Raw genomic sequence first — 24,574 nt, forward strand, 5'->3', positions numbered from 1 at the left:
CCGTCAGCCGTTCCGGAAGCGGTCGCGGAGCTTGGCGAACAGTCCCTGGTGGAACTCGGCCAGCCGCGGTGCGGGCGCCTTGGAGTGGCGCGCGAACTCCTCGATGAGCTTGCGCTCCTTGTGGTCGATGCGCGTGGGCGTCACGACGTGCACGCCGACGCGGAGATCGCCGCGCTGCGTGCCGCGCAGCGGGGTGATGCCGCGGCCCTTGATCGTCAGGATGTCGCCGGCCTGCACGCCCGGGCGCAGTTCGAGCTCGACGGGACCGTCGAGGGAATCGATCGTCGTCGTCGTGCCGAGGATCGCGTCGGGCATCGAGACCTCGAGCGTCGCGAGCAGGTCGTCGCCCTCGCGGCTGAACACCTCGTGCGGCTGCACCGTGACCTCGATGTAGAGATCGCCGTTGGGGCCGCCGGCGGGGCCGACCTCGCCGGAGCCAGGAAGCTGGAGCCGCAGCCCCGTCTCGACGCCCGCGGGGATGTCGATCGAGACGGTGCGGCGGGCACGCACGCGGCCCTGGCCCTGGCAGGTCGCGCAGGGGTACGGGATCGTCGTGCCGTAGCCCTGGCAGACGTTGCAGGGCTGGCTCGTGACGACGTTGCCGAGGAGGCTGCGCACCTGGCGCTGCACCTGGCCCGTGCCGTGGCAGATGTCGCACGTGACGGGGGCGGTGCCCGGCTGGCAGCACGACCCCTGGCAGGTCTCGCACAGCACGGCGGTGTCGACGTCGAGGTCGCGGTGCGCCCCGAAGATGACGTCCTTGAGGTCGAGCGTGACGCGCACCAGCGCGTCCTGGCCGCGCTCGCGACGCGACCGGGGCCGACCCTGGCGGGCGTTCGTGGCGGCGCCGAAGAACGTTTCGAAGATGTCGCTGAAGCCGCCGAAGTTCGCGCTGCCGCCGCCGAACGGCGAGTCGCCGCCCATGTCGTAGCGGGCGCGCTGGTCGGGGTCGCTCAGCACGTCGTAGGCGTGGGTCACGAGCTTGAACCGCTCGGACGCCTCCTCGCCGGGGTTGACGTCCGGGTGCAGCTCGCGCGCGAGCCTCCGGTACGCCTTCTTGATCTCGTCGGGCGTCGCGTCGCGCGAAACCCCGAGGACCTCGTAGTGGTCAGCCACATTCGCCTTCCTGCCCGCGCGTCGCGCGGGATCGTCTTTTCGCGCCGTGCCTCAGCGGGCGCTGTCGTCGTCGTCCAGCATCCGGCTGAGGTAGCGGGCGACGGCCCGCACCGCAGCGAGATTGCTGGGGTAGTCCATGCGCGTCGGGCCGAGCAGCCCCACGCGGGCGTGCGATCCGGTCGCGTCGTAGTCGCTGGCGAGGACGGATGCCTCGGCCAGCCCGAACGGCTCGTTCTCGCGCCCGATGCTCGTCGCGAGGCCGTGGTCGTCGGCCACCATCTCGCTCATGAGCCGCAGGAGCGTCACCTGCTCCTCGATCGCCTCGAGGAGGGGGTAGATGCTGCCGCGGAAATCCGATTCGCGGCGGGCGAGGTTGGCCGCGCCCGCCATGACGAGGCGGTCCTGCCGGAACTCCTCGAGCTCCTCCGCCACGTGCCGCACGATGGCGTCGATCGCGGCGGCGCCCGGCGCGGCGGGGTCGTCGCCCGTCGCGAGGAACTCGTCGACGCGCTGCGCGCCCTCGCGGACGGGGCGGCCGACGATGAGGTCGCCGACCGTGATCCGAGCGCGAGTCATGACGTCTTCGCCGAGCTCTTCGCGCACGAAGACGAGACGCTGCGAGACGCGGCCGGTGTCGGTCACGAGGATCACGATGAGTCGCCCGGCCTCGAGGGGCACGAGCTCGACGTGCGACACGCTCGCGCGCGCGAACGAGGGGTACTGCACGATCGCGACCTGGCCGGTGAGCTGCGTCAGCGCGCGCACCGTCCGGACGAGGAGATCGTCGAGGTCGCCCGGGCCGTCGAGGAACGAGGCGATCGCGTGCCGCTGGGCCGCAGTCAGGGGGCGGAGCTCGGCGAGGTGGTCGACGAAGACGCGGTAGCCCTTGTCCGTCGGGACCCGTCCCGACGACGTGTGGGGCGCCGCGATCAGCTCCTCGTCCTCGAGGAGCGCCATGTCGTTGCGGATCGTCGCCGCCGAGACGCCGAACGAGTGACGCTCGACGATCGACTTGCTGCCGACGGGCTCGTGCGTGTCGACGTAGTCCTGCACGATCGCGCGCAGCACCTGCAGGCCTCGATCGGTGACCATCGCGCCCTCCTCACGCCGGATCCGCCTGGGCTGGCACTCCCAGGAGTGGAGTGCCAATTCTATCGGATCCCGGCGTCCCGCTCGCTGAGGCGGGCCGGGTCAGTCGGTGAGGGCGCGCACGACGGCGTCGGCGAGGAGCCGGCCGCGGCGGGTCAGGACGATCTGCCCGTGCACGGCGGCCGTGCCGTCGATGAGGCCGTCGGCGATGAGGGATGCCACGGCATGGCGCCCCTCGCCGAGCAGCTCCGCGATCGGCATGCCCTCGCGGATGCGCGTGCGAAGCAGCACGCTCTCGAGGGCGCGGGCCTCGGCATCCGGTCTCTCCCGCCCCGCCGCGGGCGACTCGCCCATCGCGAGCCGCTGCGCGTACGCCGCGGGGTGCTTGACGTTCCAGAAGCGCACCCCGCCGATGTGGCTGTGCGCGCCCGGGCCGAAGCCCCACCAGTCGTGCCCCTGCCAGTAGGCGAGGTTGTGCCGCGAACGGTGCGCGGGGTCGGTCGCCCAGTTCGACACCTCGTACCAGTCGTAGCCGCCGCCGGCCAGGAGCTCGTCGGCCAGCTCGTACATGTCGGCCTGGAGGTCGTCGTCGGGCGCGGGCACCTCGCCCCGGCGGATCTGCCGCGCGAGCTTCGTACCGTCCTCGATGATGAGCGCATACGCCGAGACGTGGTCGGGCGCGAGCGCGATGGCCGACTCGAGCGAGCGCCGCCAGTCCGCGAGCGACTCCCCCGGCGCCCCGTAGATGAGGTCGAGGCTCACGTCGAGGCCCGCTCCCCGCGCGGCGTCGACGGCCGTCGCGACGTTGAGCGGATCGTGTGTGCGGTCGAGCGCCGCGAGCACATGCGGGACGGCCGACTGCATGCCGATCGACAGGCGGGTGACTCCGGATGCCGCGAGCTCGGCCGCGACCGCATCGGTCACCGTGTCGGGATTCGCCTCGACCGTGACCTCGGCGTCCTCGCGGATCCCGAAGGTCGAGCGCACGCCCGCGAGCATGCGGGCGAGGTCGCCCGGCGGGAGGAGGGTGGGAGTCCCACCGCCGAAGAAGACCGTCGAGGCCGGGCGGAGGGGGCCCGCCGCACCGAGCACCCGCTCGGCGAGGGCGACCTCCTGAAGCAGCGTGTCGGCGTATTCGTCCTGGCGGGCACCGCGCAGCTCGCCCGACGTGTAGGTGTTGAAATCGCAGTACCCGCACCGCACACGGCAGAACGGCACGTGGAGGTAGACCCCGAAGGGCGTCGCGGCCTCGACGCGGACCTCGGCCGGGAGAGTCCCGTCGGCCGGTGCGGCCTCGCCGAGCGGGAGCGCGGAGCCCATCAGGCGGGGGTCGCGTACAGCGGCGAGATCGCGCGGAGGTAGCGCGTGAACAGCTCCCGACGGCGCCGTCGGGCGAGGGCCGGCAGCACGCGGTACAGGATCGAGACGGGGCGGTCGAAAGCCCGCACCGTGAACCACACCTCGTCGTTGTCGTGCCAGTCGAGCATGAACGACTCCTCGCCGCTGACGACCGACCCGCTGACCGTTCCGAGCGCGAAGCCGACGCGGCGCGGCTCCTCGACGGCGAAGATGACGCGCAGCTCGCCGTCGGCGTTGAAGCCCTTTACACGGCCTTCCACGACGATCGTCGTCCCGGCCGCGACGAACGGCGTGCCGTCGACGTCGAAGCGCTGTTCGGCCTCGCTGCGGCTCGGGGCGATGGGATTCCCCTCGGCGTCGAAGCTCACGCCGGAGTACATGGGGCCGGATGCCGGGCGTACGTCTTTGACGGTCAGTCCAGCGCCCTTCTGGGCCACCCACGAGAGCAGTGACTCGCTCGCGGACTGGAAGCGGGCCTCGCCGCTGCCGATCCGCCAGGACTCCTCGGCGGGGGTGCTCCGCTCGGGCGGATACTGCATGAGATCCGGTGCCTGCGTCGCCCCGACGGCGGCGTAGTCGACGGTCTCGTCCTTGAACGTCCCGCGGCGCATGGGTTCCAGCCTACTTCTGCTTGGTCTCGACATCCCCTGAGAGCGCGGCGATGAACGCCTCCTGAGGGACCTCGACGCGACCCACCATCTTCATGCGCTTCTTGCCCTCCTTCTGCTTCTCGAGGAGCTTGCGCTTGCGGGTGATGTCACCGCCGTAGCACTTGGCCAGGACGTCCTTGCGCATCGCACGGATGTTCTCGCGCGCGATGATCCGCGCGCCGATCGCGGCCTGGATCGGCACTTCGAACTGCTGGCGCGGGATGAGCTTGCGGAGGCGCTCGGTCATCATCGTGCCGTAGGCATAGGCCTTCTCGCGGTGCACGATCGAGCTGAACGCGTCGACCTTGTCGCCCTGCAGGAGGATGTCGACCTTCACGAGGTCGGCCTCCTGCGAGCCCGCCGGCTCGTAGTCGAGGCTCGCGTAGCCCTGCGTACGGGACTTCAGCTGGTCGAAGAAGTCGAACACGATCTCGCCGAGGGGCATGTTGTAGCGCAGCTCCACCCGCTCCTCGCTGAAGTACTCCATGCCGAGGAGGGTGCCGCGCCGCGACTGGCACAGCTCCATGACGGTGCCGACGTAGTCCTTCGGCAGGAGGATCGCGGCCTTGACGACCGGCTCCGACACCGACGCGACGCGTCCGTCGGGGTACTCGCTCGGGTTCGTCACGGTCACGTGCTCGCCCGTGTCGGTGAGCACCTCGTAGACGACGCTCGGGGCGGTCGTGATGAGGTCGAGGTCGAACTCGCGCGAGAGGCGTTCGGTGATGATCTCGAGGTGCAGGAGCCCGAGGAAGCCGCAGCGGAAGCCGAAGCCGAGCGCGACCGACGTCTCGGGCTCGTACTGGAGGGAGGCATCCGACAGCTTCAGCTTGTCGAGCGCCTCGCGGAGGTCGCCGTAGTCGCTGCCGTCGATCGGGTAGATGCCCGAGAAGACCATCGGCTTCGGGTCGGTGTACCCGGGGAGCGCCTCGGCGGCGGGCTTGCGCAGATTGGTGATCGTGTCGCCGACCTTGGACTGGCGCACGTCCTTGACGCCGGTGATGAGGTAGCCCACCTCGCCGACGCCGAGGCCCCTCGTCGGGGTGGGCTCGGGGCTCGACACGCCGATCTCGAGGAGCTCGTGGGTCGCCCTCGTCGACATCATCTGGATGCGCTCGCGGGGCTCGAGCTTGCCGTCGACCATCCGCACGTAGGTCACGACGCCGCGGTACGCGTCGTAGACCGAGTCGAAGATCATGGCGCGTGCCGGGGCATCCGCTCGCCCCTGCGGAGCCGGGATGTCGCGCACGATGCGATCGAGGAGCTCCTCGACGCCCATTCCGGTCTTGCCGCTCACGCGGAGCACGTCGTCGGGGTCGCCGCCGATGAGGTTCGCCAGTTCTTTCGCGAAGCGGTCGGGGTCGGCGGCGGGGAGGTCGATCTTGTTGAGGACCGGGATGATGTGCAGGTCGTTCTCGAGCGCGAGGTAGAGGTTCGCGAGCGTCTGCGCCTCGATCCCCTGCGCCGCGTCGACGAGGAGCACCGCTCCCTCGCAGGCGGCGAGCGAGCGCGAGACCTCGTAGGTGAAGTCGACGTGCCCGGGGGTGTCGATCATGTTGAGGGCGACGGTCCGTCCGTCGGCCGACCAGGGCATGCGGACGGCCTGCGATTTGATCGTGATGCCGCGCTCGCGCTCGATGTCCATGCGATCGAGGTACTGCGCGCGCATGTCGCGCTCGGCGACGACGCCCGTGATCTGCAGCATGCGGTCGGCGAGGGTCGACTTGCCGTGGTCGATGTGGGCGATGATGCAGAAGTTGCGGATCGCCTCGGGAGCCGTGGCAGACGGCTCGAGGGGCTTCAGGGCGCGCGGGGACATGTCCCGTCGATTCTACGGGGCCCGCCCGTCATCGATCGGCCGCCCGGCCGGCGCGGGCAGGCCCAGCCGGTGGTGGAGCCCCGAGCGCACGTCACGATGCGGCAGGGTGCGCAGCCACGAGGACGGATGCCGCAGCTCGGCCGCGATCGCCGCCTCGGTGTTGCGCAGCAGCCGCAGCAGACGCTCGGGGTCGCGGATCGCGTTGGTGTCATGCCAGCGGTAGGCGTAGAGCACCTCGTCGACGTAGCGGAGGCGGTATCGCAGCGCCAGCCGGAAGTTCAAGTCCCAGTCCTCCAGGACGTCGGGGCGCCAGCCGCCGACCGCCTCGATCGCCGACCGCCGGAACAGCTTGCCGTTGGGGATGTAGTGGCCGCGGTGGAGCGTTCCGGCCTTCCCGAACAGGCGCGGGCCGAAGACGCCGGGCCGGTGCACCGCGCGGAGGTACTCGACCCACGTGCGGAACCGCGCCTCGGACTCGTCGACGAACGACATGCGATCGGGCGCCCAGTACACGCGCCTCCCCGAGGAGTCGATGACGATGCTGTCGCCGACGGCGAGGGCGACGCGGGAATCGGCATCCAGCACGCCTGCCAGCACCTCGATCGCCCGCGGCGCCGCGCGGTCGTCGGAGGCGTTGAGGAAGACGTACGCGCCGCGGGCCTCGCTCAGGAGCTCGTTGAGCATCGCGGCGACGCCTCCGTTGGCGGTCTTCGCGCGGAAGACGACACGGTCGAACTCGCCGGACCGCTCGCGCAGGAACTCCCGGACGGCGTCGGCGGTGCCGTCGGACGAGGCATCGTCGCCGACGAGCAGCTCGAGGGGCCGGTGGGTCTGCGCAGCGAGCGCGTCCAGGCACTCCCTGACGTAACGCTCGTGGTTGTAGGCCGGCACGAGGACCGAGACGAGCTCACGCGAGGGCACGCAGCACCTCCGCGATTCGTTCGACCTCGGCATCCGTCAGCGCGGGGTGCAGCGGAAGACTCAGCACCTCGCCCGCGAGCAGGTCGGCAACGGGGAGGTGCACCTTGCTCAGCTCGCGATACGCCGGCTGGCGGTGGGGCGGCGTCGGGTAGTGGATCGCCGTGCCGATGCCCGCGGCTTCGAGCGCCGCGCGCAGCCTGTCGCGCTCCTCAGAGCGCACGACGTAGAGGTGGAAGACGTGGTCGTCGTCGCCGAGATCGGGAAGGATGAGCGCCGTCCCCCGCAGGAGCTCGTCGTACCGGCTGGCGAGGGCGCGGCGCCGGTCGTTCTCGCCATCGAGATGCGGGAGCCTGACGGCCAGCACGGCCGACTGCAGCTCGTCGAGCCGCGAGTTCACGCCGAGGACCGTATGGACGTTCTTCTCGACGGATCCGTAGTTGCGGAGCATCCGGATCCGGTCGGCGAGTGCGTCGTCGTCGGTCGTGACGGCGCCGCCGTCGCCGAGGCATCCGAGATTCTTCGTCGGATAGAACGAGAAGCCCGCCGCATCGCCCAGAGCCCCGGCACGGCGCTCACCGCAGCGAGCGCCGTGCGCCTGTGCGGCGTCCTCGATGAGCCGGAGGCCGTGGCGGCGTGCGATGTCGCCGAGAGCGTCCATGTCGCACAGGCGCCCGTAGAGGTGCACCGCGATGATGGCGCGCGTCCGCGTTGTGACGAGCGACTCCACCACCGTCGGGTCGAGCAGCATCGTCTCGGGGTCGGGATCGGCGAGGACCGGCGTGCAGCCGATCGCCGTCACGGCGAGCACGGTCGCGATGAAGGTGTTCGCCGGCATGATCACCTCGTCGCCGGCGCCGAGGCCGTAGGCGCGCAGGATGAGGGTGAGGGCGTCCAGCCCGTTGCCCACGCCGATCGCGTGGCGCACGCCGCAGTACCGTGCGAAGTCCGCCTCGAACGCCGCGGTGCGGGGCCCCAGGATCACCCGGCTCTCGTCGAGGACGCCGGCGATCGCCCGGTCGATCGCCGCGCGGTGCGGCCGCGTGACGGCGCCGAGATCGAAGAACGGGATCACCCTGCGCGCACCGCCTCGAAGTCGAGGCGCGATGTGATCGAGGCATCCGGCCGATACGGCGTGTCGGCGAGCACGAGCAGCACGCAGTCCGAGGTGAAGTCGAGGAGGTCGATCCAGGTGAGCGGCGGCACGAGCAGCGAGGCGTCGGGCCGGTCGAGGACGACGTCGACGACGCCCATGGGCCCGTCCAGCCGCGCACGACAGGCGCCCGCGACGCACACGAGGAATTCCGTCGTCAGCCGGCTGGCGTGGCCGGCACGAGGGGCGCCCGAGGCATTGCCGTAGATCCAGAACACGCGGCGGATGTCGAAGGGCACGTCCGTCCCGGCCGTCACCGTGACGAGATGGCCGCGCTCGTCGCTGTGCCGGTCGAGCGGCGTCGTGGCGCTCATCGGCTCTCGTCCGGCGAGGGGACGACCCGTGCGGGGCGTCCGAACGAGCGGGTGCCGGAGGGGGCGTCGTTGAGCACGAGGCTCCCGATGCCGATGAAGGCACCGTCGCCGATCGAGAGGTCGTTCGAAACGGTCGTCTCCATCGCGACATAGGCACCCTCACCCACTGTGCAGCCGCCGCCGATCGTGACGCCGACGCCCAGGAAGACGTGCGATCCGACGACGTGGTCGTGGCCCAGGTACACCTTCTCGCGGATGACGACGTCGTCTCCCATCCGCCCGCCGTAGCCGATCGTCGCGTACGGGAACACGATGGTGTTGTCGCCCCACGCGCGGGGGCCCTGGATGACAGCCGTCGGGTGGACGTACTCGGTGTGGGAGTAGCCGAGGCGCCCCATCGTCGCGTAGTGCTCGCGTCGCGCCTCCCACCCGCCGAGGCCGCCGAGGAGCGACAGGCACTCGACCTCTCCGGGTGGCACGACATCGACGACGTCGTCGTGGGCGATCACCGGCACGCCGAACAGCGACGGCTGGGTGCAGTAGCGCGCGGGAGCGGTGAAGGCGCGCACGCGATAACGGGGATCCGCGTCGAGGAGGTGGAAGACCATCCGTCCGAGCGGACCCGTGCCGTTCAGGAGCACCTCGTTCACTCGGCCGGTCTCCCTTCTCGCGGGCGCAATCGGGCTCAGGATACCGGCGGCGCGGGCAACCGGCGGAGACCCTCGAGGAGGTCGTCGCGGCGCGCGGCGCAGCAGACGCGGATCCAGCCCTCGCCCGTGCGGCCGAAGGCGCTTCCGGGCGCGACGGCGACCCGCTCCTCGTGGAGGAAGCGCTCCGCCCAGGCGGCGACATCGCCGTCCGTCGCATGCGAGACGTCGATCCAGAGGTAGAAGGCCCCGGTCGGCGTGAGGTAGCGCAGGCCGCGCGCGTCGAGCAGTGCCGTCGCGGCGGCGAGGTTCTCGCGGTAGTGCTCGGCCGCGGCGCGCACGTGGTCCTGCGGGCCGGTGATCGCCTCGACGGCGGCGTACTGCGCCGGCATGTCGACGCACGAGATCGCCGCCTCCTGCACGCGCAGCATCGTCGAGGTGAAGCCGCGGGGCGTGACGAGCCATCCGACGCGCGCTCCCGTCATGGCGTAGGTCTTCGACGTCGAGAAGACCGAGAAGACCCTGTCGTCGCGGTCGAGCGAGGCGGGGCTCACGTGGGGGATGCCGTAGGTGAAGGCCTCGTAGCACTCGTCGCTGAGCACCCACAGGTCGTGCCGCGCGGCGAAGTCCAAGAGCGCCTGGATCGTGTCGGGCTCGAAGGTCGAGCCGAGCGGGTTCGACGGCGAGTTGACGATCAGCAGCCGCGTCCGGTCGGTCACAAGGGCCTCGAGCTGCCCGAGGTCGGGCTGGAACCCCTTCGCGGGGCTCAGCTGGTAGGGCACGGGAACGGCCGCGAGCATGTGCGCGTTCATGGTGAACGTCGTGTAGCCGGGATCGGGCACGAGCACCTCGTCGCCCGGTGCGAGCGTGAGGCTCATCGCCTGGTGGAGCGCCTGCGTCGCGCCGACGGTCACCCACACCTGTTCGATGTCGGCCGTGATCGCGTTGACCCTCGCGATCTTGTCGACGATGGCCGCCCGCAGGGGCGCGATGCCGCCGTTCGGCCCGTACCTGACGTGTCCCGCGCGCCATGCCGCGGCAGCGGCCTCGCGGATCGCGGGAGCGGCCTCCTCCCCCGGCTCGCCCACCGCCAGGATGATCGCGTCGTCGAGGCGGAGAGCCTGCTCGAGGATGTGCCGGACGCCGGAGCCCGGCATGCCGAGGATGTGGTCCGCAAGGCGTGGCATTGGGCCAGCCTACGGATGATCGGACGTCGTAATGTGGCTCCATGGTGGTCCAGGTGGTGCTCGTGCACGGCATCCGGACGTCGGCCACCATGTGGCGCGCGCAGGTCGACTATCTCCAGCGCCGCGGCAACCCCGTGACGGCCCTCGACCTGCCGGGACACGGCAGGCGGATGGCCGAGGAGTTCACCCTCGAGTCGACCTTCGCGACCATCGATCGTGCCGTCCGCGAAGCGGCGGAGCACGGCCCGGTGCTGCTGTGCGGGCACTCGATGGGAGGCCTCGTCTCGATCGAGTACGTCGGGGCGGAGGATCCGCCACCGGTCGCCGGCTTCATCGCGGCATCCTGCACCGCCATCCCCCGCGGGATCGGACTCCAGACCTACCGGTTCCTCGCGCGCCGCTTCGACGCGCTCCCCGACCACGGCATGTGGATCGCGAATCGCGTGCTCGACAAGACACTGCCCCCCGAGACGCGCGCGGACTTCGGCGCCGGCGGCTACGCGTTCGACGCGCAGGATGTCGCGCTGCGGAGCCTCTCGGTGCTCGACCTGCTCGCGGCCCTCCGCCGCATCGACGTGCCGCTCTGGTTCATCAACGGGCAGTACGACCAGCTGCGCGTCAACGAGCGGCTCTTCATGAAGGTCGCGAAGGATGCCGGGCTCATCGTCGTGCCCCGCACGTCGCACCTCGTGACGGCGATGCGGCCGCAGGTGTTCAACGCGCTCCTCGAGGTCGCGATCGCGACCCTCGAGGCCTCACACGGCTGACAGTCGCCGCTCGGGCGCGCGGATCGCGTAGGTCATGAGCCCGCCGGCGACCGACAGGACTCCCCCGACGAGGAAGAGCAGCCAGAACCCGCCGACGAGCGCGACGAGCCCCGCCCCGAGGAGCGGCCCGATGAGCTGACCCAGGCTCGCCGAGACGTTGACGAACCCGAGGTCGCGCGCGTGATCCTCCGGGTACGGCAGCAGATCGGTGCCGAGCGCCAGCCCGACCGACATGTACGCCCCGTAGCCGACGCCCAAAAGCGCCGCGGCGATCATGGCGCTCGTCAGCGACGGCGCGACGACGAGGATGATCGACGCGCCGCCCTGCACGAGCGCCGACCAGACGACGAACGGCACGCGCTTCCCGGTGCGGTCGGAGATCCAGCCCGACAGGACCGACGCGATCACGACGAACACGGTGTAGACGACGATCAGCAGGAGCAGCTCGTCCTCGGCGGTCGAGGCATCCCTCCCCAGTCCGTAGAGGAGGAAGAAGAGCAGCAGACCCGTCCCGAGCGCGTTGCCGATGTTGACCGTGAGGCGGCCGGCGAGGAGCCACGCGAAGTCGCGGTCGCGCAGGGCCGCGACGCGTTCCCGCAGCGTGCGCACCTTCCGCGCGGCCGAGACGTCGGCCTGTGCGGGAGGGTCGGGAAGAAGCAGCGCGGCGAGCGTCCCGACGATCGCGATGAAGCCGGCGAGCACGAGATAACCCACGACGACCCCGAGTTCGAGCAGCACGATGACGCCGACGCCGACGACGATCCCGAGGGCCTGGGACGACGAGACGGCAGCGGATGCCGCGCCCCGCTGCGTCGTGAGCTGATCGGCGATGAGCGCGGTGAAGGCGGCGGAGGCGACGGCGATGCCGACCGAGACCCCCACCCAGGTCACGCCGACACCCCACGGACCCCTCGCGAACGCGATGCCCACGAGCGAGACGGTGGCAACCGCGACGCCGCCCAGCGCCCACGGGCGACGACGGCCGCGGCGTCCGCGCGTGCGGTCTGACAGGCCGCCGGCGACCGGGGCCGCGATGACCCCCGCGATCCCGCCGATCGCGAGGACGAGCCCCGACGAGACGACCCCGGTGATCCAGCCGTCGGCGTCGTCGGGGGTGTTGAGCTGGAGCGGGATGAGCAGCTGCAGCGGCGTCAGCTGCACGGTCCAGATCGCGAGCCACGCGAGCGTGAAGAGCGTGAACCATCCGGCGCCGACCTTGGCGCCCTGACGCGCGCTCACGGGCGGGCCTCCGCGATGACGCCGCGGTACCAGTCGAACGACGCCTTCGGCGTGCGCGTCGACGTCGCCTGGTCCACGTGGACGAGCCCGAACCGCTGGGTGAAGCCCTCGGCCCACTCGAAGTTGTCCAGGAGCGACCACACCGTGTACTCCTCGACGCGCACCCCGGCCTCGCGCGCGCGGCCGACCGCGGCAATGTGCTGCGCGAGGTAGTCGATTCGCTCCGTGTCGTGCAGCGGCCCGTCGACGACATCGGGTTCCGGGAACGACGCGCCGTTCTCGGCGATCGCGATGGGCGGGAGGGATGCCCCGTACCGCGCGTCGAACTCGACGAGCAGCTCCGTCAGCGACTCGGGCACGATCGGCCACAGCTCGCCGAAGCCGGTGTGTGCCGCGCCGGGGGTCGGGACGATCTCGAACGGGATGGGGCTCTCGGCCGGCGCGGCGGCGACCGTCGTGGGGTTGTAGAAGTTCAGTCCGTAGACATCCGTCGGCGACGCGATGAGCTCGAGGTCGCCGTCCTGCACGGGCATGGGCGGAAGCCTGAGCGACTCGAGGTCGGGATATCGCCCGACGAGGATCGGCTCGGCGAAGATCCGGTTGTGCAGGAGGTCGTACACGTGCGCCGCGACGGCATCCGCTTGGGACTCCGTCGCCGGCCGGACGAGCGTGTGGTTGTTGACGATCCCGACGCTCTCGGCCCCGTGCGCGCGCAGCACCGGCACTGCGAATCCGTGCGCGAGGAGCTGATGGTGCACCGTCGGAAGCGAGCCGAAGAGCAGTTGCCGGGCCGGCGCGAGCTCTCCGATCGCGTAGCCCTGGAGCGACGTCGAGACTGGCTCGTTGATCGTGTACCAGTGGGCGACGCGGTCTCCGAGCGCGTCGGCGACGATCTCGGCGTAGTCGCGGAACCGCTCGGCTGTCGCCCGCTCCAGCCAGCCGCCCTCGGCCTCGAGCGCGGACGGGAGATCCCAGTGGTAGAGGGTCGGCAGCGGCGTGACCCCGCCGGTCAGCAGGTCGTCGACGAGGCGGTCGTAGTAGGCGAGGCCACGGGGCTCGGCCGGTCCGCGACCGTCGGGCTGCACGCGCACCCACGAGATCGAGAAGCGGTAGCGGTCGACGCCGAGCCGTGCGGCGAGCTCGACATCCTCCTGCCAGCGGTGGTAGCTGTCGGGACCGGGCTCGGCGGTGGAGCCGTCGCGCACGGCGCCGGAGGTCTCGACGAAGTCGTCCCACATGGAGCGTCCTCTTCCCTCGGCGTGCCGCGCGCCTTCGATCTGGAACGCGGCGGTCGCGACCGACCATCGCAAGCCCTGGAGGGCCTCCCCCACGGACACTTCGGGCATCACGGAGCTCCTTCGCTCTCGACATCGCCGCCGGGCACGGCGCCTACGATCATGGTGCATCGACGCGCGGGCGCGTGGCATCCCCCCACAGTTCGGGTGAGGAGCGCGCACCTGATAGACTCGGTGATTGGCTTGCGTGTGGGTTCTGCCCTCACGACCGCCGACGCGACGGCCCTCTCCCGAAGCCCGGCACTCAACCGATCACTCCTGAACGAAAGAACGTCTCCACGTGGCGAACATCAAGTCGCAGATCAAGCGCAACAAGACCAACGAGAAGGCCCACGAGCGCAACAAGGCCGTCAAGAGCGAGCTGAAGACGCTCGTCCGCCAGACGCGCGAGGCCGTCGCCGCCGGCGACAAGGCTGCCGCCGAGAAGTCGCTGTCCAAGGCGACCCGCAAGCTCGACAAGGCCGTGAGCAAGGGCGTCATCCACGAGAACCAGGCCGCGAACCGCAAGTCGGCGATCGCGAAGCAGGTCGCGTCGATCTGACGCTCTGCCGCTGAGCTCTCGGAGTCTCTGTCGAAGGCCCGTCCCGCAAGGGGCGGGCCTTCGTCGTTCCGGCCCCCGCGTCGAGGCGAGCTTTCGGGTCTGAGTCGAGGCTCGTGTGGCCATGCCTCACGCCCGAAGGCTCGACTCACCGGTCCCGCGCGCCGACCCTCCCGGGTCAGCTCCCGTAGGGAGTGCGCGTGGCGATGACGGTGACGAGGCGCTCGAGCGAGAACACCGGATCGCGCGAGGCGCCCTTCACTTCGGCGTCGGCGCGCGCCGCCGCCTGGATCGCGAGGCCCAGCGTCGATTCCGACCACCCGACGAGGTCGCGCCGCGCGCGGTCGACCTGCCAGTCCTTGAGCCCCAGCCGCGAGGCGACGGCGGCGGATGACTCGCGGCTGCCGGCGACCCGCGCCATGGTGCGCAGCTTCATCGCGATCGCGGCGACGAGGGGAACCGGGTCGGCGCCCGAGGCGAGCGCGTGCCGCAGCGCGATGAGGGCCTCGCCGTAGCGGCCCGCGATCGCGGTGTCTGCGACCGTGAAGGCGGATGTCTCGACCCGGCCGCCGTAGTACCGCTCCACGATCTGCTCGGTGATGTCGCCGGGCACGTCGGCGATGAGCTGCTGACACGCTCCGGCGAGCTCGGTCAGGTCGTCGGCGAACGCCGAGACGAGCGCGCGCAGGGCGATGGGCGCGATGCGCTTCTTCGCCGCCTGGAACTCCCCCGCTGCGAAGTCGAAGCGGTCGCTGTCGCGCTTGATGGCGGGGCACGCGATCTCGACGCCGCCGCCCGTGCCGGCGCGGATCGCGTCGAGGAGCTTCTTGCCGCGGACACTGGCGCCGGTGTGCCGGAGGATCACCGTCGCGCCGTCCTGCGGCGCGGAGAGGTACGAGATCGCCTCGTTGAGGAACGCGTCCGAGCACTTCTCGACGCCCGACACCCGGACGAGGCGGGGTTCGCCGAACAGCGACGGCGAGGTCACCGAGAGCAGCGTGCCCTGCGTGTAGTCGTCGGCGCGCACGTCGGAGACCTCGAGGCTCGGATCCTCCGCGCGCAGGTAATCCCGCAGGGTAGCGATGGCGCGCTCGGCGCACACCTCTTCGGGCCCCGAGACGAGCACGATCGGCGCCGGCTGCGGATTGCGCCACGGCAGCTGCGGAATGGCGCTGCGGCTCTTCGCGGGGGCTGCCCGTCGTGAAGTCGTCGCCATGCGTCCAGCCTAGCCAGCGGGCACGACGTCGCCGGCGCGCTCGCGCCACACCGAGACCGCCGCGCCCTCTCGCCACACCGCGACGACGCCCTCCCTGTCGGTGCGTGCGATGACGGCGCCGAGCCGCGCGAGAAGGTCGAGCGTCTCGACCCGCGGGTGGCCGTAGTCGTTGTCGACCCCTACCGAGATGAGGGCGACGGCTGGGGCGATCTGCTCGTAGAGCTCCGGCGCCTGATCGGCGCTGCCGTGATGGGCGACCTTCGCGACGTCGTAGGGGCCGTTCAGAGCGCCGGATGCCGCGAGTGCGCGCTGCGGCGATGCCGACATGTCGCCGAGGAACACGGCATGCGGCACGCCTCCCCCGGCGATGTCGAGCACGAGGCTCGCATCGTTGCCACCGGTGAAGGCCTTGCTGGCGGCGGGCGGCCACCGCAGCACCCAATCGGCGTCGCCGAGCCGCCCCTCTTGGCCCGCCGCGCCCTGCACGACGTCGGCGCCCGCCGCTCGGAACTCCTGGAGGAGCACCTCGTCGCCGAGGGAGGTCGGCGGTCCGTGGCGCACTTCGTCGACCCGCCCAGTGACGGCCTCCGCGCCGCCGGCGTGGTCGAGATCGAAATGAGTGAGGACGAGCAGGTCGAGACGCGCGACCCCGGCGCGATCGAGGCATCCGCTCAGGAGCGTCGGATCGGGGCCCGTGTCGACGAGGGCGACCGCGCCTTCCGACCGGATGAGCACGGCGTCGCCCTGCCCGACGTCGCACGCGAGGATCGCCCAGCGGGGTGGGAGGGTGAACGGGCCGGCGACGGTGCCGAGCGCGGCGGTGCCGACCGCCGCGCCGAGCACGGCGGCGACGAGAGCCGCCGACAGGGCGCGGATGATGCGGGGAACGCGGCGCAGTGCGAGGATCGTGACGGCGGCGCCGAGGAGTGCGAGCGCGCCCGCTCCCCACCACCCCTCGAGCCACGCGACCTGCCCGCCCGGGAGGTCGGCGAAGATGCGGGCGGTCGCGGCGATCCAGGCGGCGGGAAGCCACGCGATCGCCGTGAGACCCGACTGCAGGACAGGAATCGGGAGAGCGAGACAGGCCGCGAGGCCGACGACCGTCGCGATCGGCGCGGCGGGCCCCGCGAGCAGGTTCGCGACGACGCCGTAGAGCGGCACCGTCGGCGTGATGAGTACGAGGAGCGGTCCGCAGGCGAGTTGCGCCGCGAGCGGCACCGACAGTGCGAGGGCGAACGAGCGCGGCATCCATCGCTCCAGACCCCTCGAGAGAGGGCGAGCCAGGACGAGGAGCGCGCCCGTCGCGGCGGCACTGAGGGCGAACCCGAGCGACGTCGCGAGCCATGGATCGCCGACGAGGAGCGCCGTGACGGCCAGGCACAGCACCGCGGTGCCCACTGCCGGCCGCCCGAGCGCCACGGCGAGCATCGCGACGACCGCCATGACGGCGGCCCGCGCAACGCTCGGCTCGGGGGTCACGAGGAGGACGAAGCCACACAGTGCCGCAACTCCCGCCGCGATGCGCCCCGCGCGCGGTGCTCCCGCGAACGCCGCGAGGGCGAAGGCGATGCCGACCACGAGGGCGCAGTTCGCGCCTGAGACGGCGGTCAGGTGCGACAGCGACGACGACTTCATCGCCGAGTCGAGCTCGGGGTCGACGAGCTCCGTGTCGCCGACCGCGAGGCCCGGGATGAGACCCGCGCCGGGCTCGGGGAGCCCGCCGGCCGCCGCGGCCAGCCCGTGCCGCAGCGCTCCCGCCGCCCCGGCGATGCCGGCTGGCGCGTGCACCACCTCGACTCCCCGCGAGGCCGAGAGCGCGAAGACCGCGCGGACTCCGGCATCCGTCGCCCTGGCGCTGCCGTCCGCCGTCACGACGGCCCCGACGTCGAGCCCGGCCAAGCGGTCCACATCGCCGGGATGTACGCGGATGCCGATCGGCAGGTCGCCCGCCGGGTAGGTCTCGCGGCCCACCCGGATGACGGTGACGATCGCGTCGAAGGCCAGCTCCCCCGTCACCCGGCGCTCGACCTTGCCGACGACGGTGGCGGTGACCTCGACGGCACGACCCGCCGTCCCCACCACCGCGAGGGCCTCGGCGCGGGCCGGCTCGGCGATGGCGACGTGCGAGGCGATCGTCGCACCCGCCGCCAGCGCGAGGACGACGGCGACCAGCGCCGCGCCGCGGCGCCGGAGGACGAGGAGCAGTGCGAGCCCCGTCAGGCTCCACCCCGCGAGCGCGAGCCACAGGGCCTGCGACGGAATCGTCGTCGCGATGCCCGCGACGATCCAGGCGACTGCCACGACCGGCACGAGGCGGACGCTGCGGAGCCGTCGTCGCGCGCGGGCCGAGAGCCTCACACCGTCACCAGCTCGCGCAGCGACTCGAGCATCTTGTCGCCGATGCCCGGCACGGCGAGGAGGTCTTCGATGCTCGTGAAGCCGCCGTTCGCCTCACGCCACTGCACGATGCGCTCGGCCATGGCGGGTCCGATCCGCGGAAGTGTGTCGAGCGCCGCGACATCGGCGGTGTTGAGGTTGACCCTTCCGTCGCCTGACGCCGGGGCGGTGCCCCCGGACGACGTGGCGGGTGTCTGCCCCACGAGCGGCACGATCAGCTGCTCGCCGTCGCTGAGGGGCCGCGCGAGGTTGACGGCCGCCTCGTCCGCGCCCTCGGCGAACCCGCCCGCCGCCGCGATCGCGTCGACGACCCGCGCACCCTCGGCGAGCAGATACAGCCCGGGCACCGCCACGGCTCCCGAGACGTGGACGTAGACGGATGCCGCGGGCGAGGCATCCGTCGACGGCGCAGGGTCGACCGCCACGGCCTGTACGGGGGCACCCGCGCCGCGGAGGACGCCGATGCCTACGGTGACGGCGAGGGCGACGAGCACGACGACGATCGCCGCACCGACGCCGAGACGTCGGCGGTCGGTCTGCGAATCGTCCCGCGTCGTCACAACGCGACGCTAGGCCGCGCGCCCGCCCCGAGACCGCCGGAATGGGCAGCATGTGCACTCCCGAGCGGCGAGGGCCGCTGGGGAGGACGGGTCAGCGGGTGCTGAAGCTGACGACCTTCGGCGGACGCACGATCGCACGGACGATCTCCCGCTCGCCGAGAGCCCGCAGGACGCGGTCGTTCGCGCGCGCGAGCGCCTCGAGCTCGTCGCCGCGGATGCGGGCGGGCACCTCGAGGGTCGCGCGGACCTTGCCGTCGATCTGCACGACCGCCGTCACGGTGTCTTCGACGAGGAGCGTCGGGTCGGCCTGGCGCCACGGCACGAGGCCGACGAACGGCTCGTAGCCGAGCATCTCCCACATCTCTTCGGCCGTGTGCGGGGCGAACAGGTCGAGCACCATGGCGACGGCCTCGGCAGCCTCGCGCACCGCGGGGTCGGCAGGGCCGGCACCTGTGTCGATCGTCTTGCGCGTCGCGTTGACGAGCTCCATGAGGCGCGCGACGACGACGTTGAACTTCGTGTGCTCGACGAGGCCCGGCGCGTCGGCGAGGAGGCGGTGGGTCACTCGGCGCAGCGCCTGGTCGCCCTCGGCCCAGACGACGTCCGGAGCGCTCGTGACGTCCTTCGCGATGCGCCACGCGCGGGCGATGAACTTCTGCGCGCCGACGGTCGAGACATCCTCCCAGTGGATGTCGTCCTCGACGGGCCCCGCGAACGCGATCGCGACGCGCACGGCATCGGCGCCCGGGTCGACCATGCTCGAGGCGAACTCGACCAGGTTGCCCTTGCTCTTGGACATCTTCGAGCCGGCCAGCAGCACCATTCCCTGGTTCACGAGGCTCGTGAAGGGTTCGGTGAACTCGACGAGGCCCATGTCGTAGAGCACCTTCGTGATGAAGCGCGCGTAGAGGAGGTGCAGGATCGCGTGCTCGACGCCGCCGATATAGGAGTCGACGGGCGCCCACTTGTCGGCCTCCTGCGGGGAGAAGGCCTCGGTCTCGTCGCCGGGCGACAGGAAGCGCAGGAAGTACCACGAGCTGTCGACGAAGGTGTCCATCGTGTCGGGGTCGCGCAGCGCCGGCTCGCCCGTCTCGGGGTCGACCGTCTGCATCCACTCCGTCGCGCCGCCCAGCGGCGAGGTGCCCTTGGGTGCGAGGTCGAGGCCGTGCGCATCGGGCAGGGTCACGGGGAGCTGGTCCGCCGGGACCGGCACGATGCGGCCGTCCTGCGTGTGGATCATCGGGATCGGCGTACCCCAGAAGCGCTGCCGCGAGATGAGCCAGTCGCGCAGGCGGAACGACTTCGCCGCGCGGCCCGTTCCCGCCGCCTCGAGCTGCTCGATCATGCGGGTGATGGCATTGCGCTTGGACAGTCCGTCGAGGGCGCCGGAGTTGATCATGCGGCCTTCGCCCGTGAGCGCCACGCCGGTCTTCGCGGGGTCCATCTCGGCCAGCGACGCGTCGGCACCCGGGTCGATCGGGTCGCCGTTGTCGTCGAGCTCGATGATCGGGATCGCGCCCGTGATGGGAGCCGTCGTGTCGACGACGACCTTGACCGGCAGGTCGAAGGCGCGCGCGAAGTCGAGGTCGCGCTGATCGTGCGCGGGCACCGCCATGACGGCGCCGTGGCCGTAGTCGGCCAGGACGTAGTCGGCCGCCCAGATCGGCAGCCGCTCACCGTTGACGGGGTTGATCGCGTAGCGCTCGAGGAAGACGCCCGTCTTCGGGCGGTCCGTGCTCTGGCGCTCGATCTCGGATTCGCGGCCGACGCGCTCCAGGTAGTCCTGGAAGCGCATCCGCACCTCCGCGGACGACCCGGCGGCGAGCTCCGCCGCGAGGTCGCTGTCGGGCGCGACGACGAAGAAGGTCGCGCCGTGCAGCGTGTCGGGGCGCGTCGAGAAGACCGTGACCTTCTCGGGGTGACCCTCGATCTCGAAGTCGATGTCGGCGCCCACCGAACGGCCGATCCAGTTGCGCTGCATCCGGATGACCTTCTGCGGCCAGAAGCCCTCGAGCTGGTTCAGGTCATCGAGCAGGCGGTCGGCGTAGTCGGTGATCTTGAAGTACCACTGCGTGAGCTTCTTCTTCACGACCTCGGTGCCGCAGCGCTCGCATCGCCCGTCGACGACCTGCTCATTGGCGAGCACCGTCTGGTCGTGGGGGCACCAGTTGACCGGGCTCTCCTTGCGGTACGCCAGGCCCCGCTCGTAGAGCACCTGGAAGAGCCACTGGTTCCAGCGGTAGTAGTCAGGGTCGCTCGTGTGCAGACGCCGGCTCCAGTCGTACGACGTGCCGAAAGCCTCGAGGCTCTCCTTCTGCTGCTCGATGTTGCGGTAGGTCCACTCGCGGGGGTCGGCGCCGCGCTGGATCGCCGCGTTCTCAGCCGGCAGGCCGAACGAGTCCCACCCGATCGGGTTCAGGACGTTGTAGCCGCGGTGCCGCCAGAAGCGCGCCACCGAGTCGACGTAGGCGTAGTTCTCGGCGTGCCCCATGTGCATGTCGCCGGACGGGTAGGGGAACATCCCGAGCACGTACTTGCGCGGGCGCGTGTCGTCCTTGCCGCCGGCGCGGAAGGGGTCGGCCTTCGTCCAGCGCTCCTGCCACTTCTGCTGGATCGCATACGCGTCGTAGCCGCCGTCCTCGGAGGGCGCGGCGGTGTCGGGAGGGAACGTCTGGGACACGTGGAGGATCACCAATCGTGGAAAAAGCCGGGAAGACGCGCAGAACGCGGGTCTCCAGGTTACCCGACGGGCGTCATCACCAGCCGGTCGGCAGGGCCGCGCCGATCGCCGCGAGGGGGCCCCGCGCCTTGATGCCGACTTCGGCCACCTCGGCCGCGGCATCCGATCGCCATGTGATGCCGCCGCCCGCCCCGACGTACGCGCCGCCGGGGTGCACGACGATCGACCGGATGACCATCGCGAGGTCGAGCGCGCCGTCGTCGCTGATCCATCCGAAGCAGCCCGAGAAGACGCCGCGCGGGCCGCGCTCCAGCTCGTGCAGGATCGTCATCGCCGAGAGCTTCGGTGCGCCCGTCATGCTCCCGGCGGGGAAGGTCGCGTCGAGGAGCCCGCCCACCGTCATCCCCTCGACGAGGGTCCCCGACACCGTGCTCACCAGCTGGTGCACCGCGGGGTAGCTCTCCACGTCGAAGAGGCGGTCGACCGCGACGGTCCCGTCGAGGCACACGCGCGAGAGGTCATTGCGCATGAGGTCGACGATCATGACGTTCTCGGCGCGCTCCTTCTCGCTCGCGGCGAGCTCGGCGGCGAGGGCCGCGTCGGTCGCGGCATCCGTCCCCCGCGGACGCGTGCCCTTGATCGGGTGCGTCCGCACGACGCCGCCGCGCACCTCGATGAACAGCTCGGGGCTCGCGCTCACGAGCGCCATGCCGCCGGATCGGATGAGCCCGCCGTGGTGCGCAGGCGTGCGTGAGCGCAGTCTCCGGTAGCTCTCGACGGGATCGACGTCCTCCTCGACGGCGAACCGCGTCGTGAGGCAGAGCTGGTACGCATCGCCCTCGCGGATGGCATCGCGGCAGCGCTCGATGAGGGCCGCGTACTCGTCGGGCTCGTGCCGCGCGGTGACGGGGAGCTCGCGTGCGGCGGTGGTCTCGAGGGCGGGGACAGGATGCCGCGCCCCCGCCGAGATGCCGCGGGCGAAGTCGGCGATCTCGTCGGGTGCGGCGAAGACCCAGGCGCGGCGCGTGTCGTGGTCGAAGGCCACGAAACGGGCGACGCGGAGCCACAGCTGCTGCGGCACGTCGTCCTGCGTCGGAGCGGTCGGGGCGCCGGCCCGCACGGCACCGCCCTCGTAGCCGAGCCAGCCCACATATCCGCCGCGGAAGCGCCCGTCCTCCGAGGCGGTGGCGGCGGCGGCCCGGCCGTCGTCATCGGCGTGGGCACCGGCGTCGGCACCGGCGTCGGCCGCGGCGTCGTCACCGGCGTCGGCGCAGGTGATGCGACGGACCTCCTCGGCGTCGTCGACCCGCTGCCCCGTGCCCATCCAGCTCCACCCGCGCGCGGGGTCGGGCCCGGCATCCAGCCAGAACGAATCGTCGAGCGCCGCGAACGACGCGAGATAGACGGCCTCCGGGTCGAGCCACTCTGCGAGCGGCTCGGCGACGAGAGGATGCGACATGTTCCCAGGCTAGAGGGGAGGGCGTCGCTCTAGGCTCGTGCCGTGAACGAGTTCCTCACGTGGCTGCTCGACGCCGTCCAGAGCGTCGACCCCGTCGTGAGGACGCTCCTGGCCGGGGTCGCCGTGATGCTCGAGACGAGCATCCTCGTCGGACTCGTCGTGCCGGGCGACACGATCGTCATCGTCGCCGGCACTGCGGTCTCCTCGCCGCTCGAGGCCGTCATGCTCGGAGTCGCCGTCGTCATCGGCGCGCTCATCGGCGAGAGCATCGGGTTCTGGCTCGGGCGGTTCCTCGGCCCGAAGATCCGCGCGTCGCGCCTCGGTCAGCGGATCGGCGACGACACCTGGGTGCGATCGGAGCGCTATCTGCGCAAGCGCGGCGGGCCGGCCATCTTCCTCTCTCGCTTCCTCCCCGTGCTGCACTCCCTCGTGCCGCTGACGGTCGGCATGAGCGGGTTCCGCTACCGGCGCTTCCTCGCCTGGACGACGCCCGCCTGCATCGTGTGGGCCGCGCTCTACATCTCCGTGTCGGCCGCCGCGGCGGGCACCTACCGCGAGCTCGCCGACAAGATCCACTACGCGGGCTATCTCTTCGTCGGCGTCATCGTGGTCTTCCTCGTGCTGGTCTTCGTCGGGAAGAAGATCATCGAGCGTCTCGAGCATCGTCATATGCACGAGGACGACACCGCCCCGTCAGGCCTCCTGGAGGAGGACGTGGAAGACTGAGGGGATGCCTGCGAACCAGCCTGAACACCCCAAGGTGCTGTGGCTCGCCCGGCTCGAATACCGCTTCCACGCGTGGCGCGAGCGCCGTGCGCGTGCTCGTGGACATCAGCCGACCGTGACGCCCTTCCCCGGCTACGGGGGTGTCGACTGGGTGCGCGTACTCGGCCGTGTGCTCATCGTGCCGCCGGTCGATCCCGGCGAGACCGGCGAATACGCGAGCGTCCGTGGGTGGCGGAGCTTCGCGTCGGTTCCGGTCGGATTCGCCCAGGTGACGGTCACGATCGCCGGCGCCAAGCACGACGTGGTCGCCGACCGCGGCGGCGTCATCGACACCGTTCTCCCCGCTCGCCTCGAGCCCGGCTGGCAGACCTTCGAGATGACGGTGGAGGGCGGCGAGCCGGTCGAGACCCGCGTCTACATCGTCGGTCCCGACGTGACCTTCGGCGTCGTCTCCGATGTCGACGACACGGTCATGGTCACGGCTCTTCCGCGTCCGCTTCTGGCGGCCTGGAACTCGTTCGTCGTCGATGAGCACGCGCGTCAGCCCGTTCCGGGCATGGCGGTGCTGCTCGAGCGCATCGCGCGGGAGAATCCCGGCTCGCCCGTCGTCTACCTCTCGACGGGCGCGTGGAACGTCGCGCCCACCCTCATCAGATTCCTCAGCCGGCATCTCTTCCCGCCCGGCTCGATCCTCCTGACCGACTGGGGTCCCACCCACGACCGGTGGTTCCGCAGCGGCCAGGCGCACAAGCTGTCGAATCTGCGCCGCCTCGCCGAGGAGTTCCCTCAGGTCCGGTGGCTGCTCATCGGCGACGACGGGCAGCACGACGACGAGATCTACACCACGTTCGCCCGCGAGAACCCGGGCCACGTCGTGGGCGTGGCGCTGCGCCGCCTCTCCCCCGCCGAGGCCGTGCTCGCCGGCGGCCGCACGGCGGTCGACGACCACTCCGCCTCGACCGTGCCGTGGGTCACCGATTCCGACGGCGCCGGGCTCCTCGAGCGCCTCGAGGAGGTCGGGGTCCTCGAGGCCTGACCCCCGGCGGCGGTCTCCCGGCATCCGTCTCCCGCCCTCCGTTCCCGGCATCCGTCTCCCGCCCTCCGTTCCCGGCATCCGTCTCCCGGTTCCCCTCCCCGCCGCCGCTCCTGGCCTCCCTCGCCCCGCCGCCGCTCCTGGCCTCCCTCGCCCCGCCGCCGCGTACCCAACGCAGGATGAGATGCGGCGAAGCCGCCCGACACGCCGGAATCTGCGCCGGCGAGCGCCATCCATCCTGCATTCGGTACACCGTGGCGGCCGAGCCGCGCCGCGCCGAGCCGCGCCGAGCGCACAGCGGACACGCCGGCCGCGGCCGGCGCGGACAGGCCGTCTCCCGGCCGCTGCGTACAGGCCGTCTCCCGGCCGGCGCGGACAGGCCGTGTCCCGGCCGCTGCGTACCTAACGCAGG

At 71.5% G+C, this 24,574-nt stretch carries 21 protein-coding genes; 4 read left to right on the top strand and 17 right to left on the bottom strand.

Features of this window, described 5'->3' with window-relative positions:
* Positions 1-3: 3 nt before the first annotated feature.
* The 10 genes from dnaJ to ACSBPH_RS00990 form a co-directional block, all read right to left on the bottom strand.
* A complete protein-coding gene (gene dnaJ, locus ACSBPH_RS00945) occupies positions 4-1,116 on the bottom strand; it encodes a molecular chaperone DnaJ (RefSeq protein ID WP_442575753.1) in 1,113 nt (370 codons plus the stop codon).
* Between the two features lie 51 nt (positions 1,117-1,167).
* Positions 1,168-2,208, bottom strand: a complete 1,041-nt coding sequence (gene hrcA / locus ACSBPH_RS00950; RefSeq protein WP_442575754.1) for a heat-inducible transcriptional repressor HrcA — start codon at positions 2,206-2,208, stop codon at positions 1,168-1,170.
* A gap of 99 nt (positions 2,209-2,307) precedes the next feature.
* Positions 2,308-3,525: a radical SAM family heme chaperone HemW gene (gene hemW, locus ACSBPH_RS00955; RefSeq protein ID WP_442575755.1), complete on the bottom strand. Its 1,218-nt coding sequence runs from the start codon at positions 3,523-3,525 to the stop codon at positions 2,308-2,310.
* Positions 3,525-4,175, bottom strand: coding sequence for a DUF1990 family protein (locus ACSBPH_RS00960; RefSeq protein ID WP_442575756.1), 651 nt, complete (start codon positions 4,173-4,175; stop codon positions 3,525-3,527). The genes hemW and ACSBPH_RS00960 overlap by 1 nt, the downstream gene beginning before the upstream one ends.
* 10 nt (positions 4,176-4,185) lie before the next feature.
* Positions 4,186-6,033, bottom strand: coding sequence for a translation elongation factor 4 (gene lepA, locus ACSBPH_RS00965; RefSeq protein ID WP_442575757.1), 1,848 nt, complete (start codon positions 6,031-6,033; stop codon positions 4,186-4,188).
* Positions 6,034-6,045: 12 nt separating this feature from the next.
* A complete protein-coding gene (locus ACSBPH_RS00970) occupies positions 6,046-6,954 on the bottom strand; it encodes a glycosyltransferase family 2 protein (protein WP_442575758.1) in 909 nt (302 codons plus the stop codon).
* Positions 6,941-8,026, bottom strand: coding sequence for a DegT/DnrJ/EryC1/StrS family aminotransferase (locus tag ACSBPH_RS00975; protein ID WP_442575759.1), 1,086 nt, complete (start codon positions 8,024-8,026; stop codon positions 6,941-6,943). Before ACSBPH_RS00975 ends, ACSBPH_RS00970 begins: the two co-directional genes overlap by 14 nt.
* Positions 8,023-8,418: a sugar 3,4-ketoisomerase gene (locus ACSBPH_RS00980; protein WP_442575760.1), complete on the bottom strand. Its 396-nt coding sequence runs from the start codon at positions 8,416-8,418 to the stop codon at positions 8,023-8,025. The genes ACSBPH_RS00975 and ACSBPH_RS00980 overlap by 4 nt, the downstream gene beginning before the upstream one ends.
* The gene (locus ACSBPH_RS00985) at positions 8,415-9,068 is read right to left on the bottom strand and encodes a hypothetical protein (RefSeq protein WP_442575761.1); all 654 of its coding nucleotides are present in this window, start codon (positions 9,066-9,068) and stop codon (positions 8,415-8,417) included. Before ACSBPH_RS00985 ends, ACSBPH_RS00980 begins: the two co-directional genes overlap by 4 nt.
* 35 nt (positions 9,069-9,103) lie before the next feature.
* On the bottom strand, positions 9,104-10,252 hold the full coding sequence (locus tag ACSBPH_RS00990; RefSeq protein WP_442575762.1) for a pyridoxal phosphate-dependent aminotransferase: 1,149 nt from the start codon (positions 10,250-10,252) through the stop codon (positions 9,104-9,106).
* A gap of 41 nt (positions 10,253-10,293) precedes the next feature.
* Here ACSBPH_RS00990 and ACSBPH_RS00995 point away from each other — a divergent pair, with 41 nt between their 5' ends.
* Entirely contained in the window at positions 10,294-11,019 is a 726-nt protein-coding gene (locus tag ACSBPH_RS00995; RefSeq protein ID WP_442575763.1) for an alpha/beta fold hydrolase, read from the top strand.
* On the opposite strand, the gene ACSBPH_RS01000 is transcribed toward ACSBPH_RS00995, so the two are convergent.
* A complete protein-coding gene (locus tag ACSBPH_RS01000) occupies positions 11,008-12,258 on the bottom strand; it encodes an MFS transporter (protein ID WP_442575764.1) in 1,251 nt (416 codons plus the stop codon). The two genes, ACSBPH_RS00995 and ACSBPH_RS01000, sit on opposite strands and share 12 nt — an antisense overlap.
* Positions 12,255-13,604, bottom strand: coding sequence for a GH1 family beta-glucosidase (locus ACSBPH_RS01005; protein ID WP_442575765.1), 1,350 nt, complete (start codon positions 13,602-13,604; stop codon positions 12,255-12,257). The genes ACSBPH_RS01000 and ACSBPH_RS01005 overlap by 4 nt, the downstream gene beginning before the upstream one ends.
* Before the next feature lie 229 nt (positions 13,605-13,833).
* Here ACSBPH_RS01005 and rpsT point away from each other — a divergent pair, with 229 nt between their 5' ends.
* Complete coding sequence (gene rpsT, locus ACSBPH_RS01010; protein WP_442575766.1) at positions 13,834-14,094, top strand: 30S ribosomal protein S20; 261 nt, start codon at positions 13,834-13,836, stop codon at positions 14,092-14,094.
* A 175-nt stretch (positions 14,095-14,269) separates the two neighbouring features.
* On the opposite strand, the gene holA is transcribed toward rpsT, so the two are convergent.
* The 5 genes from holA to pabB form a co-directional block, all read right to left on the bottom strand.
* Entirely contained in the window at positions 14,270-15,307 is a 1,038-nt protein-coding gene (holA, locus tag ACSBPH_RS01015; RefSeq protein WP_442575767.1) for a DNA polymerase III subunit delta, read from the bottom strand.
* A gap of 9 nt (positions 15,308-15,316) precedes the next feature.
* Positions 15,317-17,617 (bottom strand): ComEC/Rec2 family competence protein, encoded by a 2,301-nt coding sequence (locus tag ACSBPH_RS01020; RefSeq protein WP_442575768.1) that lies wholly within the window; start codon positions 17,615-17,617, stop codon positions 15,317-15,319.
* Between the two features lie 44 nt (positions 17,618-17,661).
* Complete coding sequence (locus tag ACSBPH_RS01025; RefSeq protein ID WP_442575769.1) at positions 17,662-18,264, bottom strand: ComEA family DNA-binding protein; 603 nt, start codon at positions 18,262-18,264, stop codon at positions 17,662-17,664.
* 91 nt (positions 18,265-18,355) lie between these two features.
* Positions 18,356-20,944, bottom strand: coding sequence for a leucine--tRNA ligase (gene leuS / locus ACSBPH_RS01030; protein ID WP_442575770.1), 2,589 nt, complete (start codon positions 20,942-20,944; stop codon positions 18,356-18,358).
* 76 nt (positions 20,945-21,020) lie between these two features.
* The gene (pabB, locus tag ACSBPH_RS01035; protein WP_442575771.1) at positions 21,021-22,403 is read right to left on the bottom strand and encodes an aminodeoxychorismate synthase component I; all 1,383 of its coding nucleotides are present in this window, start codon (positions 22,401-22,403) and stop codon (positions 21,021-21,023) included.
* A 42-nt stretch (positions 22,404-22,445) separates the two neighbouring features.
* Here pabB and ACSBPH_RS01040 point away from each other — a divergent pair, with 42 nt between their 5' ends.
* On the top strand, positions 22,446-23,129 hold the full coding sequence (locus ACSBPH_RS01040) for a DedA family protein (protein WP_442575772.1): 684 nt from the start codon (positions 22,446-22,448) through the stop codon (positions 23,127-23,129).
* 4 nt (positions 23,130-23,133) lie between these two features.
* The gene (locus tag ACSBPH_RS01045; RefSeq protein WP_442575773.1) at positions 23,134-24,165 is read left to right on the top strand and encodes an App1 family protein; all 1,032 of its coding nucleotides are present in this window, start codon (positions 23,134-23,136) and stop codon (positions 24,163-24,165) included.
* Positions 24,166-24,574 lie beyond the last annotated feature (409 nt).

The sequence above is a fragment of the Microbacterium sp. F51-2R genome (assembly GCF_052180235.1).
In the GTDB taxonomy this organism is placed as follows: domain Bacteria; phylum Actinomycetota; class Actinomycetes; order Actinomycetales; family Microbacteriaceae; genus Microbacterium.

Excerpts from the sequence above, each read along its gene's own strand:
- pabB (WP_442575771.1), bottom strand. The coding sequence starts at position 22,403 with ATGTCGCATCCTCTCGTCGCCGAGCCGCTCGCAGAGTGGCTCGACCCG.
- hemW (WP_442575755.1), bottom strand. The coding sequence starts at position 3,525 with ATGGGCTCCGCGCTCCCGCTCGGCGAGGCCGCACCGGCCGACGGGACT.
- ACSBPH_RS00990 (WP_442575762.1), bottom strand. The coding sequence starts at position 10,252 with ATGCCACGCCTTGCGGACCACATCCTCGGCATGCCGGGCTCCGGCGTC.
- holA (WP_442575767.1), bottom strand. The coding sequence starts at position 15,307 with ATGGCGACGACTTCACGACGGGCAGCCCCCGCGAAGAGCCGCAGCGCC.
- lepA (WP_442575757.1), bottom strand. The coding sequence starts at position 6,033 with ATGTCCCCGCGCGCCCTGAAGCCCCTCGAGCCGTCTGCCACGGCTCCC.
- ACSBPH_RS00980 (WP_442575760.1), bottom strand. The coding sequence starts at position 8,418 with ATGAGCGCCACGACGCCGCTCGACCGGCACAGCGACGAGCGCGGCCAT.
- ACSBPH_RS00995 (WP_442575763.1), top strand. The coding sequence starts at position 10,294 with ATGGTGGTCCAGGTGGTGCTCGTGCACGGCATCCGGACGTCGGCCACC.
- ACSBPH_RS01045 (WP_442575773.1), top strand. The coding sequence starts at position 23,134 with ATGCCTGCGAACCAGCCTGAACACCCCAAGGTGCTGTGGCTCGCCCGG.
- ACSBPH_RS00960 (WP_442575756.1), bottom strand. The coding sequence starts at position 4,175 with ATGCGCCGCGGGACGTTCAAGGACGAGACCGTCGACTACGCCGCCGTC.
- ACSBPH_RS01005 (WP_442575765.1), bottom strand. The coding sequence starts at position 13,604 with ATGCCCGAAGTGTCCGTGGGGGAGGCCCTCCAGGGCTTGCGATGGTCG.
- hrcA (WP_442575754.1), bottom strand. The coding sequence starts at position 2,208 with ATGGTCACCGATCGAGGCCTGCAGGTGCTGCGCGCGATCGTGCAGGAC.